10 protein-coding genes are annotated in these 14,667 nt (G+C 45.4%); 4 read left to right on the top strand and 6 right to left on the bottom strand.

All coding sequences use genetic code 11. The features are described 5' to 3' along the window. Positions 1–27: 27 nt before the first annotated feature. Positions 28–1,581, bottom strand: coding sequence for a BCCT family transporter (locus ACE1TF_RS10005; RefSeq protein WP_375016397.1), 1,554 nt, complete (start codon positions 1,579–1,581; stop codon positions 28–30). 377 nt (positions 1,582–1,958) lie between these two features. Here ACE1TF_RS10005 and ACE1TF_RS10000 point away from each other — a divergent pair, with 377 nt between their 5' ends. Both ACE1TF_RS10000 and ACE1TF_RS09995 read left to right on the top strand, forming a co-directional pair. Further along, complete coding sequence (locus ACE1TF_RS10000) at positions 1,959–2,555, top strand: sigma-70 RNA polymerase sigma factor region 4 domain-containing protein (RefSeq protein WP_375016395.1); 597 nt, start codon at positions 1,959–1,961, stop codon at positions 2,553–2,555. Beyond that, the gene (locus ACE1TF_RS09995; RefSeq protein ID WP_375016393.1) at positions 2,555–2,725 is read left to right on the top strand and encodes a hypothetical protein; all 171 of its coding nucleotides are present in this window, start codon (positions 2,555–2,557) and stop codon (positions 2,723–2,725) included. The genes ACE1TF_RS10000 and ACE1TF_RS09995 overlap by 1 nt, the downstream gene beginning before the upstream one ends. Positions 2,726–2,978: 253 nt before the next feature. On the opposite strand, the gene ACE1TF_RS09990 is transcribed toward ACE1TF_RS09995, so the two are convergent. After that, positions 2,979–3,437, bottom strand: a complete 459-nt coding sequence (locus ACE1TF_RS09990; protein ID WP_375016391.1) for a hypothetical protein — start codon at positions 3,435–3,437, stop codon at positions 2,979–2,981. 190 nt (positions 3,438–3,627) lie between these two features. Between ACE1TF_RS09990 and ACE1TF_RS09985 the strand changes: the two genes are divergently transcribed. Beyond that, positions 3,628–4,050: a hypothetical protein gene (locus ACE1TF_RS09985; protein ID WP_375016389.1), complete on the top strand. Its 423-nt coding sequence runs from the start codon at positions 3,628–3,630 to the stop codon at positions 4,048–4,050. Between the two features lie 83 nt (positions 4,051–4,133). Here the strand turns inward: ACE1TF_RS09985 and ACE1TF_RS09980 are convergent, their stop codons facing one another. Both ACE1TF_RS09980 and abc-f read right to left on the bottom strand, forming a co-directional pair. Beyond that, positions 4,134–5,903, bottom strand: a complete 1,770-nt coding sequence (locus ACE1TF_RS09980) for a M4 family metallopeptidase (RefSeq protein WP_375016386.1) — start codon at positions 5,901–5,903, stop codon at positions 4,134–4,136. A 134-nt stretch (positions 5,904–6,037) separates the two neighbouring features. Further along, entirely contained in the window at positions 6,038–7,477 is a 1,440-nt protein-coding gene (abc-f, locus tag ACE1TF_RS09975; RefSeq protein ID WP_375016384.1) for a ribosomal protection-like ABC-F family protein, read from the bottom strand. A gap of 353 nt (positions 7,478–7,830) precedes the next feature. Between abc-f and ACE1TF_RS09970 the strand changes: the two genes are divergently transcribed. Next, positions 7,831–12,624, top strand: a complete 4,794-nt coding sequence (locus tag ACE1TF_RS09970; RefSeq protein ID WP_483867162.1) for a beta strand repeat-containing protein — start codon at positions 7,831–7,833, stop codon at positions 12,622–12,624. 44 nt (positions 12,625–12,668) lie between these two features. Here ACE1TF_RS09970 and ACE1TF_RS09965 read toward each other — a convergent pair whose 3' ends face one another. Both ACE1TF_RS09965 and ACE1TF_RS09960 read right to left on the bottom strand, forming a co-directional pair. Then, positions 12,669–13,550 (bottom strand): N-acetylmuramoyl-L-alanine amidase family protein, encoded by an 882-nt coding sequence (locus ACE1TF_RS09965; RefSeq protein WP_375016382.1) that lies wholly within the window; start codon positions 13,548–13,550, stop codon positions 12,669–12,671. A 220-nt stretch (positions 13,551–13,770) separates the two neighbouring features. Beyond that, complete coding sequence (locus ACE1TF_RS09960; protein WP_375016380.1) at positions 13,771–14,637, bottom strand: helix-turn-helix transcriptional regulator; 867 nt, start codon at positions 14,635–14,637, stop codon at positions 13,771–13,773. Between the last annotated feature and the right edge of the window lie 30 nt (positions 14,638–14,667).

Below are 14,667 nucleotides of genomic sequence, written 5' to 3'. Positions count from 1 at the left end.
TTTTACGTTTGCAGAGGAGCATGGGTTTCACAAATCTGTGAAGTTTTCCTCATCGTATTGGCGTTCATCTTTACGAGTCGCTTTCGCTTCTGCCAACATGCGCATCGTCACCCGGGGAGCCAGCCATAATGTCGGGAGCATGAGCAAAAAGACGGGCACCGCTGTCACGACGATAAACGACTGCAACGCATCAATCGTCCCTTCACCGATATACAACAATACAGCGGCAACCGCACCGAAGATAATGGACCAAAACATCCGAACCGTTCTCGGAGGGGTTTGTTGACCACTAATAATCATACCGATTGAATATGAAATTGTATCTGCTGTTGTGGCCACAAATACACACGTTACGAGGATAAATGCAATTGCAAACAATGTCGCAAGAGGCAGTTGCTGTACAATCGCAAAAATCGATGCGGGCAGACCGCCTTCAAAGAGAATGTCACTCACCGAACCAGGGGTGTTGATTTCGTAAAATAATCCTGTTCCCCCAACAACTGTAAACCAGAAATTCGTCACGAGAGGAGCAATAAAAGCAACGGACAAAAACAGTTCCCGGACCGTTCTTCCGTCTGAAATTCGACTTATAAAAATTGCCATAATCGGCCCATAACCGATAAACCATCCCCAAAAGAAGATCGTCCAACCCGATAACCACTCTTCATCGCCTCGATAAAAACTCATCGGGAAAAAGTTCATTAAGTAGGATCCATATGCACTAATGAATTGATCGACAATGAACATCGCCGGACCGAGCAATAAGATGAGTACCGCTAGAAATACCGTAAATATAATATTAAAACGGCTTAGCCACTGAATTCCTTTATGAATTCCCGTTGCCGCAGAAATCGTCGCAATCCCAACGAGCACAAAAATCATGCTCACTTGCACGGCAAATGTATCTGGAAAGCCAAATATGGCATTTAACCCATATCCAGCTTGTAAACCAAGAAATCCAATCGGTCCAATCGTTCCTGCACAAGCCGCAAGTATGGAGACAATATCCGCTGTCGCTCCAATTACACTTTTATTCATCACACGCTCACCAAGAAGCGGGTACAATAGGGTACGAGGTTTAAGGGGTTGTCCCTTGTCCTTTGCATACATGAGCACAACAACACCTAATGTCCCGATCATCGTCCACGCTAGAAATCCCCAATGTAAATAGCCTTGCGATAGTCCCGCATGTACTGCCGAAGCAGTTGCATCATCACCGAGGAACACTGGGGGAACGTCTAGATAATGGTACATCGGCTCAGCCGCTGCCCAAAACACACCCCCACCGGCAAGGAGCGTCGTCATGAGCATCGCCAGCCACTTAAACCGCGAAATATTCGGTCGAGGTAACTTTCCTAAGCGAACCGTCCCAAGTTCTGTAAAACTCATAATGAGCGTTATGATAAACGTCAGCACCATAAACACTTGCCAATAGGCTCCAAAATACTTGGAAGACCAGGCAAACGAAGCATCCACAAATTGCCCGACAGCTCCAGCGTCAATCATAGAAGCGATTAAAAATACGAGCAATAATCCTCCACTAATTCCAAAGACCGTCCAATCCATGTCTTTCTTATTCATTATGTAACCTCCTATGCGCATTTCACCATAGGGTTTACCAAAAACATGAAAACTAACAGGGATACCTAGATGATTTTTTACTTGAAAGAGGCTTACTCCCTTTTTAGCCACTCTTTGAACAGCAAATGTTCAACTTAACAAATATATACTAATTCTACCGAGTAAAACCTTGAATATTGACCTTGTGCTCATACTCGTATTCGTTTACAATATCAATAAGAGAACATACGTTCTAAAAACGGTGCATTTATCGCAATAAACTTCTAACTATATCCAAATATATAAACCATCCAAAATATAAACTAGGAAAAATTTTAAATGAGATGTTTATTTTTTCTATTTATTCCCTGCTTTATATACAAAAGGTGGTGATTTATTTGGAGCAACATCACAAGCTGGCTAAGTTGATCAATGAAAACTATATTTTATTAATCAATGAGCCAATCATGAAAAGTTTTTTAGAGAAGAAGGAAAACTTCGATCTCCTACACATTTTTTTAGATTATCCAAATAGTGATACGGAAATAACCTTTAATGAAACCTTTAGAAATCACTTTTATAAAGCTAAGCTGAGCATGTATCTTTCAAAGTCAATCTACTTCAAATCTGTTGAATTTGATAAAAAAGTACGAAGATATCTAAACCACTTTCCACTAATAGCAGATAAAACAGCAGAAAAGAAAGAAAAAAACAAATATATAGACAATATAAATCGTAACGACGTTTCCGTTAATTCAAATCACCTAGATTATCACTTATTGTTTCGGTCAAATGACATTCTAGATCACATCACTTGTCCTAATTTGTATAGATTGATGAAAAAATTTAGTGAAAGACAGTTGTTAGTTTTGTCATTACTATATGTAGGTAACTACACTAAAAAAGAAGTCTCTATATTACTCAGAGTATCTCCTCAATACATTTCAAACACTGAGAGGCACTGTTTTAATAAGATTAAGGGAGGGCTTAAATAATGTATGAGAATAAAACTGAGCTTACTAGCGTCATTAGAGAAATTGATCCAAAAATTAAAAAATCATTATATCAAACGTCAAAACAGTATAGAGAAGATTTACAGCAAGACCTATATGTAACAATAATCACTATAATAAAATATCAAAAAGTCAAAACCCCAAAAATCTAGATGAATTCATTAATCATTTAATTAATGAGCAAAACCTTCAAAAAACTTAAACTAAAAATAAGGTTGTGCAAAGAATTACTTTATAATAATTGCACAGCCTCTATTTTATATATATAAATTACTATGGTCACTAGTTTTCCATATAACAATGATATTTATAAGGATATGCCCTAACTCAAGGTTCTACTCCTATTACGTAATGTTAAGTGCTTTACATTGTTTCTGCTCACTCAAGAAAAGTTTGTATAAATGATCAAATATCTTCCCAATCAAGGTTCATGTCCGTTATAAAATTGAAGTCTCCCAAACTTTGAATTTTATAATGGGAAGTTGAGTTACCAACAAAATCGCTTTGCATATTTGAGTCATTTAAACTTAGTATATCCTCTGATATTGATAGTGTGAACAATTCTTCACTTTGTGAATGTACTTCTATCCAATAAACTCTATTTGAAGAATCTATAGATGTATTGGTCGGAGTCAGGGAAGCTCTAAATATAACTTCACTAAAATCAGTAATGCTTTCCCTATCAACAATGTAGGCATATTTCATTTCATTTGAGTGGTCCTCTATATATATACGATCAATCTCATCCACTTCATTTATGTCTACTTCTTCAACTAACGTTGTTTCACGATTTTGTCCAATGAAAAGAACTAAGATTACTATACAAACGAGTAATACACTCATAAAAAAGAGTTTCTTTTTCAATTCAAACCCTCCCCGATTATATAATCTAGTTATCATTATTTTTTAAATTATCTATAAATAATGATCATACTAAAGTTCACCCAATTATATCAAAAAATCTATAGATGATGTTTACATTTCGTTAGTCTATCTTCCTTTATATATATAGCAAGGGTACCCTTAGCTAATATAACTAAAGGATGGTGGTCGTATGGCAGTGTTTGTTAGAGATTATATCGGAATCGTAAGAGGTGTTAATAGAGAATTTATCGAGATTCATCAAGCTCAAAGAAGCTTGGAAGAAGCTTTAGAAGACCAACTTTCAGAAACTGGTCTATCAGATGCACTTCAAGGAGTATCAGGAGTCCTTAGTTTATTTTTTGGTATGACTGGGGCAGGAGCAGTTGCATCAGCCGTATTTTCAATGATCAGTACACTAAGTTCAACAGAACTTGAAACAATCTTATTGTCAGTTAGAGAAGGAAGACAGTTTTTAGCTGATATGCGGGATGAGTTTGTCAATGATCCGGATTTGAATATCTTAACTGTTGAGCTACCGTTTCTTGAGTACGATACTCCAAGTGGGATTTATAGAGTTTGTCAAGGCAGAGGCACCATTACAGGACGATTGTAATTTTTTCTATTGAGATCCCATTAAGTCTTAAAAAACCGGATCGAGTATGACTCGAGCCGGTTTTTTATCACTTCTGAACTTAGTTATTCTTCGTAAATCCCAACACCGTCGAAGCCGTTTCTAGTTGATGTTGCTTCCTCACTTCCTTCACCGTAAATGTCGACTGCTGATTGCACAAATGCGAATCGGGTATCGTCGAAGTTTGAAATTGGTGTAAGGTAAACGGTGAGTGCTCGGTATACGATATTTCCTAATGCTTCACGTCCGATATCATCGCCGATGAGAAATGCTGCATGATTAATGATGGATGAGTTGACGTGCACACCTCCATTATCAACCTGAATGGGCATATCATAGAATTCATCCATGTGTGCAGGGAAGACTCCTGAACCATTCCCATACTCAACGTACGCATCGTTAACTGGGAATTTCCCTGGTTCTTCTAAGCTTCTAAGCGCTGTTCTACCCTCAGCAAGCCACGCTTCCCCGATAATATCATCGCCAATATCCCAGCTGGAGTCATCCACTAATACCCCGAAAATATCGGCGATGGATTCGTTGACTGCGCCAGACTCAAAACGATACATCAAGTTGGCGGTGTTCGTAATGACGCCATGTGTAATTTCATGAGCGGCAACATCTAGCCCTGCTGATAATGGAATGAATTGCTGTCCATCTCCATTCCCATAGGCCATCTGTCTACCGTTCCAAAATGCGTTATTGAAGTTATCCCCGTAATTGGCCGTTGAAATGAGGGGTGCTCCTTCATCGTCTAGAGAATTCCGACCGTGCTCTTCTAGATAATATTCATACACCCTCAAAGAGTTGTAATGTGCGTCCACCCCCGGTGCATCGTAACTTGAATTAAACCCTGCGGTATCGTTTGTAAATGGGTCTCCCGGCAGCCCGAAGCCACTAGAAGGAAATTGGTTCTTCATATCATATGTGTAAATGCCCTCAAAGTCCGGCCGCGTCCAATCATACAGCTTAAATGTACCTTGAGGAATGTCAGAAATCTTATACGCCATATTTAGTACTCGATAATCGCCGAGCACACCAAAACCGGACCCGTGCATAGGCCCAAAATCACTTCGGTCAATGTCTTCTGGAAGCTGTCGGATTTGCATGAGCGGATTTTCTTCTACAGGGGCAGGTGATATGTCTTCCACTTCTAAGCCTGCGTCTTCGGCGAGATGACCGATCGTATTGTAACGATCAACGATCTCTCCATTTTCTGCGTTCACAAACACATGCCAATCCCCTGGCTCCTCGCCCATGAAGTTTATGTTTACTTTATATACGGTAACAAGTTCATCCCCCATTGGATACATGATCAATTCTGCTGTAGGTTTATATTCAAGGTGGTCAGGAGCATCTACATGATGTTTTGCCTCATTGACCGCATCTTCTGTAGACAGATGAACAGCACTCGTTGATACCGCCGATTGCGCCTCATGGTAATTGCCATTTACACTACTCATTGTGCCATCGGCGTTGAAATGAACGAGTAATTGATGTCCTTCAACGGGAACACCATTTACGACTTGCTGGTAGCGAATATGCGTCATGCCGTGTTCGTCTTCGGTTTCTTCAATTAATTCTAATTCCTGATCAGGCTCTGCAATACCGAGCACATCTTGATTTGACTCGATAAAGTTCAAGGCTTGATCGGTGTAATTTCCACGACTTTCTTGTGTAGACATTGCTTGATCATCTACCTCATTCTCTACAAGCAAAATACGAGACTTCTCATCATTTGCCTCTGGAACATTTCCATTTTCAGCAGACAACGACAACGATGGGCTTGATAAAAATAGCGCAGCAGCACCACATAAATAATAGAACTTTTTCATAGGTTCACCCCTCTGCATTTTTATTATTATCTCATTTAATAGAATTAACTGAAATCGGTAAAAGCTATAGATTTGCTTTGGGCCTTTTTTCCTTAAGGAGCCTCTTGCTTTAACAACAAGAGGCTCTCAAGTCTCTACTTAACTTGTGTTAATCTACCATCTTTAATCTCATAGATTAGGTCCGAAACCTCCTCAATAAATTGCTTGTCATGAGACACAATAAGAACAGTTCCCTTGTATTTAGCGATCATTTCTTCGAGTGCTTCAATGCTTTGTACATCAAGAAATGTCGTTGGTTCATCTAAGATGAGCACGTTATAGCTTCCTAAAAATCGTTCACTTAGAACGAGGCGAATGGCTTCTCCACCACTAAGGTAATTGACTGATTTCTGTATATCATTCCCTTGAAAACCCATTGAGGACAGCACTGCACGAATTTGTGGTTCTTCGTAATCTGATTGATTTCGAATCCAATCAATGACAGTTTCATCACTCTCGAAATGATAAGCCATCTGCTCATACCGGCCGATTACGACTTTCGGTGACAATATCACGCCAGCTTGATCGTTTGCAATATGGTGCAAAAGCGTTGACTTCCCTGCACCATTGGCACCTGTAAAGGCGATTGTTTTTCCTAAAGGTAGTTGAAAACTAACATCCTTTACTAGGGTTCGATTTCCTGCTCGAATGGTTGCTCGGTCTGCCATAATGGGGATTTTGTTGTGTAATTCCAACACTTCGGGAGTATGAAAGCGAATGTGTTGTGCTTGTTCTGGAGCTTGGACTTCTTCTAATTGATCCATTCGCTGTTCAATTGCTTTTGCAGCTTTCGCCATCGCCTTTTGACTGCTTCCTTTTTCTTTTGTCATAAACATGCGATTGGCGTTTGGCGTGCCTTTACTTCCCTTTGTAACATCACTCGCTTTTCTCATTTTTTCTTGTGCTGATCTTTGAAGTCGTTCCTTATCTTTTAAATATTTATCATATTGATTGGCTTGCTGTTTGTTCTCCAGCTCTTTCTGTTGTTTGTAGTCCGAGTAATTGCCGGTATAGACCGTCACTCGCCCCTGATCGACTTCCCATATCTTTGTAACCAACTCATCTAATACGTCACGGTCATGGCTAACCAAAACGAAAGCACCATAGTAGTACTTCAATTCATCAATGACAAAGCGCACACCTTCACAGTCCAAATGTGTTGTTGGTTCATCCAAAAGCAACACCTCTTTGTAGACCGAGAATGTTTGAGCGAGCTTTCTTGTCGTCTCTTCTCCACCGCTAAGTTGGTCGTGATTAGGGACAGATAATCGACCGAGCCATTCAGCATCTGCCACCGCATTTCTTTCACTGTCCAATTGCGGGAATACACTAGCGTCTGTATGACTAATTACTTTTCCCCTGCTTGGTGTAACTTCGCGACTCATTAACTTCAAGAGTGTGCTTTTGCCACTTCCATTGTTTCCGACGATGCCAATCCGATCAAACTGATGGACAGACAGCTTTTGTATATCAAGTACAACACGATCCAAATACGACATTTGGATGTTTTCTAATTCAATCGTTACTTTTTCCATTCTCTCTTCCTCCCGTTTGCTCTGATCCGTCAGAGTAAGAAGAAAGTCTGCACAAAAAAAGAGAAGAGCATAAAAATCCGCCCAACTCATCGATAGAAGAAGTTATAAAATGACAGACTTATCCCGTTTACCCTGCGGAGTGCAGAGTCATTGAACGATTCCATTACTTGTTCAATGTCGGGAAACGTAGTCTGGGTAAAAACATAATATAACTTTCCTCCTTTTCGTAGAATTAGTTCCAGTATATGTACGTTAGTGATGATTGTCAACGTCGTTAATATGATGGACTTTTCTAACGTTTTCTACACTTATTGCATACACAATAGAAAACACTCATGGAGGAGGAGACATCATTGAGACCCAACTCGGAATGGGATCATTTGCGGAACGGAAATCGCAAAAATCGCCTGAGTGGCATTCACATAAACAATCAACTTATTCAGTCTCTATATACTTCATCAATGCCTCCTAATGGGATTACAGTAACTGGGCCAACAGGAAATACGGGAGCTACTGGTGCTACAGGGCCACTTGGCCGACCAGGAAGACAAGGACTAGCAGGACCTCAAGGGGTTCCAGGTGCTACTGGACCAACGGGGCCGCCAGGGACTGGATTGACTAGTGTGACTGGTCCCACTGGGCCTACAGGGGTTACCGGGGTTACCGGGGTTACCGGACCTACTGGTGCTACTGGCCCTTCTGGATTGACTGGGAATACTGGAGCAACAGGAAGCACTGGGGTTGTAGGTCCTACTGGGCCTACAGGTAGTACTGGGGCTACGGGGGCAACAGGTTTGACTGGAAGCACTGGCGTGACGGGCAGTACCGGTGTTACTGGACTCGCAGGTAACACGGGAAATACAGGGCCTACTGGATCAACTGGTACTACAGGAAACACTGGGGCTCCCGGAATCACTGGTGCTACTGGCGGTACTGGTGCATCTGGATCGACAGGGGCTACTGGAGTTGCTGGGCCTTCAGGTGCGGCGGGATCTACGGGGAACACAGGAATAACGGGCAATACAGGGGCTACGGGACCTTCAGGATCAACAGGAAATAACGGGCCTACTGGAATTACCGGACCTACGGGCTCTACTGGTAACACCGGTGCAACAGGAATCATAGGTACCACCGGGCCTACAGGGAGTACTGGCGCCACTGGACCTTCTGGACCTAGCGGTTCAACTGGAGATACAGGAGCAACTGGGGATACGGGTGTAACCGGATCAACGGGCGTTACTGGGGTTACTGGCATAACTGGAAGTACAGGAACAACAGGCGCGACGGGGGTCTCTGGGGATACGGGTCCGACTGGTTTAACTGGTCCTCCAGGCCCTCCAGGAGCTACTGGACCTTTTGGACCTACTGGCAATACTGGGAGCACTGGAGCTACGGGTGTCACTGGTCCTACAGGAGCGAATGGAGCTACTGGAAATACAGGGGCTACAGGATCAACAGGAAATACTGGAATCACTGGCCCTACTGGGAATACTGGGGCTGCTGGGTCCACTGGGGTTACAGGACCTAGTGGCTTAACTGGAGATACAGGAGCAACGGGGGCTACAGGTAACACGGGAAGTACTGGTAATACCGGCGTTACTGGCGCGATAGGTCCTACTGGGAGTAGTGGTGTGACAGGGATCACTGGAGCTACTGGACCCTCAGGTGTAACCGGACCCACTGGCTCAACTGGCAACACCGGTGCAACAGGAATCATAGGTACCACCGGGCCTACAGGGAGTACTGGCGCCACTGGACCTAGCGGTTCAATTGGAAATACTGGAGCAACCGGGGCTACGGGTGTAGCGGGATTCACTGGCCCTACTGGCATTACAGGTAGTACTGGAGCGACGGGCAGCACTGGTCCTTCTGGCTCAACTGGTGCTACGGGGAACACAGGAACGACTGGAAATACAGGGCCTATCGGGGTTACTGGCGTTACCGGACCTAGCGGCTCGACCGGCAACGCTGGAGCAACGGGAAATACAGGGCCTACTGGCGTTACCGGTGCAACCGGCACCACCGGTGTGACGGGATCTTCAGGGGCTACAGGACCCACGGGCACTACTGGACCTTCAGGCAGTACCGGAATTACTGGTCCTACTGGTGTTACAGGGCTTATCGGACCGACTGGCTCAACTGGCAGTACTGGGGCTTCAGGAATCACAGGTACCACCGGTGCCACTGGACCTAGTGGTTCAACCGGAACTACTGGAGCAACCGGGCCCACGGGTATAACGGGATTTACAGGTTCTACTGGCTTACCTGGTGCAACTGGTGTCACAGGTCCAACTGGCACTACAGGCAGTACTGGGGCTACTGGCGTTACAGGTGCGTCGGGACCTTCAGGGACTACAGGACCCACGGGTGATACCGGTCCTTCAGGCAGTACTGGAATTACTGGAGCTACAGGTAATACTGGCACTGCAGGTAACACTGGACCGACCGGCTTAACTGGTCCAACAGGAGTTACAGGACCATCTGGAGTTACTGGGGTTACCGGACCGACTGGACCGACTGGAAGCACAGGTACTACCGGCCCTACCGGGAGTGGTGGCGCCACTGGACCTACTGGAAATACAGGAGCAATCGGGGCTACAGGTAACACTGGAAGTACTGGCAATACCGGGGTTACTGGCGCAATAGGGCCTACTGGGAGTAGTGGTGTGACTGGAGTTACAGGCGCCATTGGCCCTACAGGTGCGACGGGTGCTACTGGCGTTACCGGAGCAACGGGCACCACCGGTGTCACGGGATCTTCTGGGACTACTGGAAATACAGGGCCTACAGGGGTTACTGGTTCATTAGGTGTTACAGGACCGACTGGAGCTACAGGCAGCACCGGTGCTACTGGACCTTCAGGCAGTACCGGAATTATTGGAGCGACTGGTGCCACCGGACCTAGCGGTTTAACGGGCAATACAGGAGCAACAGGAATTACTGGGGCAACTGGCAATACTGGAAGCACTGGAGCCACAGGAATTACTGGTCCTACTGGTGTTACAGGGCTTATCGGACCGACTGGCTCAACTGGCAGTACTGGGGCTTCAGGAATCACAGGTACCACTGGACCTAGTGGTTCAACCGGAACTACTGGAGCAACCGGGTCCACGGGTATAACGGGATTTACAGGTTCTACTGGCTTACCTGGTGCAACTGGTGTCACAGGTCCAACTGGCGCTACAGGCAGTACTGGGGGTACTGGAGTTACCGGTGCGTCGGGACCTTCAGGGGCTATAGGACCCACGGGTGATACCGGTCCTTCAGGCAGCACCGGAATTATTGGAGCGACTGGTGCCACCGGACCTAGTGGCTTAACGGGCAATACTGGAGCAACTGGAATCACTGGGGCAACTGGCAATACTGGAAGCACTGGAGCCACAGGGGTTATCGGACCTACTGGCTCAACTGGCAGTACTGGAGCTTCAGGAATCACCGGTGCCACTGGACCTAGTGGTTCAACCGGAACTACTGGAGCAACCGGGCCCACGGGTATAACGGGATTTACAGGTTCTACTGGCTTACCTGGTGCAACTGGTGTCACAGGTCCAACTGGCGCTACAGGCAGTACTGGGGATGCTGGAGTTACCGGTGCGTCGGGACCTTCAGGGGCTACAGGACCCACGGGTGATACCGGTCCTTCAGGCAGTACTGGAATCACTGGAGCTACAGGAGTTACCGGACCTAGTGGCTTGACTGGTAATACTGGAGCAACGGGAATCACAGGTGTCACTGGCACTTCAGGCATAACGGGCAGCACCGGGAACACTGGTCCTACTGGAGTTACTGGACCTACTGGAAGCACAGGTACTACCGGCCCTACCGGGAGTGGTGGCGCCACTGGACCTACTGGACCTAGCGGTCCAACTGGAAATACAGGAGCAATCGGGGCTACAGGTGTCACTGGAAGTACTGGCAATACCGGCGTTACTGGCGCAATAGGTCCTACCGGGAGTAGTGGTGTGACTGGGGTTACTGGCGCCATCGGCCCTACAGGTGCTACGGGTGCTACTGGAGCAACGGGCACCACAGGTGCCACTGGTCCTTCAGGCAGTACTGGAATCACAGGAGCTACCGGAGTTACCGGACCTACTGGCTCAACTGGCAATACTGGAGCAACGGGCACTACCGGTGTCACTGGTGTCACCGGGCCTAGCGGCTTAACCGGCAGTACCGGGAACACTGGCACAACTGGTCCTACGGGGATTACAGGAACGACTGGAAATACAGGTCCTACTGGGGTTACTGGTTCAACAGGTGTTACTGGAGCTACTGGAATTACTGGACCTAGCGGTCCCTCCGGAAATACAGGTAGTACTGGAATCACTGGCGCTTCCGGAGTTGCCGGACCTAGCGGCTCGACTGGCAATACTGGAGCAACGGGTAGCACCGGTGCCACCGGACCTTCGGGTGCTACAGGACCCACTGGCGCTACCGGACCTATTGGACCGACTGGATCAACAGGTGTTACTGGCTCTACAGGTTCGACTGGGAGTACCGGAATCACCGGCATAACAGGGGCTACTGGCGGTACGGGTCCAACAGGAACTACCGGACCATCTGGGGCCACTGGCACGAGGGGAGCTACTGGTGCAACTGGGTCCACTGGACCTACGGGTCCTTCAGGGTCAACAGGCCCAACGGGTAGTACTGGTCCGAATGTATCGTTACAAGGGTTTTCTGCACAACGAACGCCTGCAACGCTTAGCGCGGCCGGTCAATTGGGAAATTGGATTACGCCAGCTCCTTTTTATACAGACACTGGGTTTGATCCTACGACTGGGAATTACACAGTTCCAACTTCAGGTCGTTATTCTATTAAGGCGATGATTAATTATCAAACGACTGCCGCTATATCGGTTCAGCTCGGGGCTGGAGTTAACCCAGCATTCACTCTTGAAAGAATCTCTCCAACACCGACAGTTATTGCTTCAGGGTTGTTTCCGGTATTAAACGTCAATATTCTTCTACTATTAACATTACGAACGATTCTCGGTAACGGGGGTGTGAACTTAACGGCAGACGTGAACTTAAATGCAGGTGACGTAATTGGTCTGTTTTATGTATCCAATGGCTTGAATATCAATTTGAATATTGGTGCAGGTTCTTCTTCCGGTGTCGTTTGGTCCATTCACCGTATCACGTAATCAAAGGAAAAGATCCGTACCTCACTTGAGGTACGGATCAGCAATTAATCTAAGTTGCCGGTACGATCTAACACGGTTGCAAGTTGCTCGCGGGAGACGGGTTCTTTTGGTCGTTCGCCATTTAGAATACCTTGGCTCGTCGCTTTTTGCCATGCTTCTTGATGTGCGGGTGCAACCGAAGTAGGTGCTGGGGCGTCCATTGCTTTAATTAAGGTGCCTATCAAGTCCTCATACGGTAATGTGCCGTTTTCTAGCCTTTGTGACATATCCCCTACGCCATGTCTACGAACCAATCTGCGGATGGCCTCAATGTTACTTGCAAACAGAGCATCATTTAAATTCACAAACTGCTCCTCCTCTTTTGCCGTTATTTTTGATAGGTTAAACTCAGCCGCAATACCGTTCACATGCCCTCTTGCTATCGCTTCAATGACTTCTGAACGTTTAAGTAGAGCGGCATCTCTAGCATTGGTAATAAATAATGATTCTGTGAGTGCGGTTTTCATCGACTGGTACGTTCCGCGAAGAACTGCAAAGTTTGCAGACTTTAACCCTCGATCCGTTACTGTGCCGTATCGACGTATCTCCGACAATATATTTCGATGCAGTTGATTTCTCAGACTAGGCAAGTTGGAGTTATTGTGCATAAATGTTTCTGTACCGTTTGCTGAAGCAACGTAAGCATTTAAGTGGATGGATACAAACCCATCTGCGCCAAAGCGTACAGCTCGATTTGCTCGCTCAGAGAGTTCAACAAACACATCGGTTGTACGACTCATTGCAACGTCCACATTCTCATATTCTGAAAGCAAAATGTCTCGAACGCGTAGACCGATTTGCAATACAAGTACTTTTTCAGTGAGACCGTTACCTTGAGCGCCTGGATCATGACCTCCGTGACCTGGATCAATGAATATCTTGGTCATCAGCATTCTCCTTAAAAAAGAAAATATCGTTCTATACAATCTATTCTCTTAACTGGCGACAAGCAACGGCTCAAGACTAGAAGTCTACGTACATTCTTGTATTAAAAAATCTCTTTAAAGAGGCGCCCGATCAAGCGTGGCACGTACAAAATAATTTCAAGAAAATAATCAATGAAAACCGATTGTGAGTGTGGGTCTGATTTCCTTTTTCTCTTCATCGTCAAACCTCCTCAAAAGAAAGGTTCATAGGTTCAGAGGCAAGCTCTGCTTCAGGATCCATATTTGTAGAAGGGGTGTTATCGTCCACTTCTTCAAAAGAAAGATGATCCACCCATACTCTCCCTTTTCCAGATAACAAAAGACCGATTGAGATGATTGAACTGTCATCAGGAATATCTAAAATGATCGTATAGTAGTTCCACTCCGTCGTGCCTGTAATTGGGCGATTGTGCATGTTATCGAATTGGAGAATATCTTGAGAAGTCCCATCAACTCTCATCCACAATCCACAAGACTGTTCCACTTGTTCTGTTTTGACGAACCCCGTAAACTTCATTCTTTTCCCGATAAACTGCTTCGCTTTAAACTGTTGCATAATCGTTGCGAAGCACTCTTCTCCTAAGGCTTCCTTTGATTCAAGCCGAACACTCTGGCTTCCGTAATGAACGACCTCCTGATCCGCTGTAAGTTTGTATAAATGGGGGTGAGATCCGCTAAGGAACCACCCTTTAATTTCTGAATTGGTCATTGGCTCATCTCCTTTTTTCTGTACGAAAAGACTTCGATATTTTCCAGGAGGAAGGGAATAGTACTTTTTAAATGCTCTTGTAAATGCTTCTTGACTCTCAAAATAACTATTAAGTGCAATATCAATAATTCGCTCTTCTGTATAGAGGAGTTGGTGAGCAGCGAGAACAAGTCGGCGATGTTTAATGTACTCCGTAGCACTCATGCCAACTTCTCGAACAAACGTCCGATGAAAGTGGTACTTAGAATATCCCATTTCAATGGCGACGGTTTCCAAGGTGATCGGTTGTAGCAAGTTCTCTTCAATATACGCAACGCTTCTCTGAGTGATGGTTTGCACCGTCTCTCCTCCTTTCCATAGTAGAATACG

This window comes from Geomicrobium sp. JSM 1781026, from assembly GCF_041949955.1.
Taxonomy (GTDB): Bacteria; Bacillota; Bacilli; order Bacillales; family Marinococcaceae; genus Geomicrobium_A.
Note: the sequence above shows the minus strand (reverse complement) of the source record. Positions and strands in the feature narration are given on the sequence as shown.

What these genes read in the sequence shown, in the direction of transcription:
- ACE1TF_RS09985 (WP_375016389.1), top strand. Translation starts at nt 3,628, where the DNA reads ATGGCAGTGTTTGTTAGAGATTATATCGGAATCGTAAGAGGTGTTAAT.
- ACE1TF_RS09995 (WP_375016393.1), top strand. Translation starts at nt 2,555, where the DNA reads ATGTATGAGAATAAAACTGAGCTTACTAGCGTCATTAGAGAAATTGAT.
- ACE1TF_RS10005 (WP_375016397.1), bottom strand. Translation starts at nt 1,581, where the DNA reads ATGAATAAGAAAGACATGGATTGGACGGTCTTTGGAATTAGTGGAGGA.
- ACE1TF_RS09980 (WP_375016386.1), bottom strand. Translation starts at nt 5,903, where the DNA reads ATGAAAAAGTTCTATTATTTATGTGGTGCTGCTGCGCTATTTTTATCA.
- ACE1TF_RS09965 (WP_375016382.1), bottom strand. Translation starts at nt 13,550, where the DNA reads ATGACCAAGATATTCATTGATCCAGGTCACGGAGGTCATGATCCAGGC.
- abc-f (WP_375016384.1), bottom strand. Translation starts at nt 7,477, where the DNA reads ATGGAAAAAGTAACGATTGAATTAGAAAACATCCAAATGTCGTATTTG.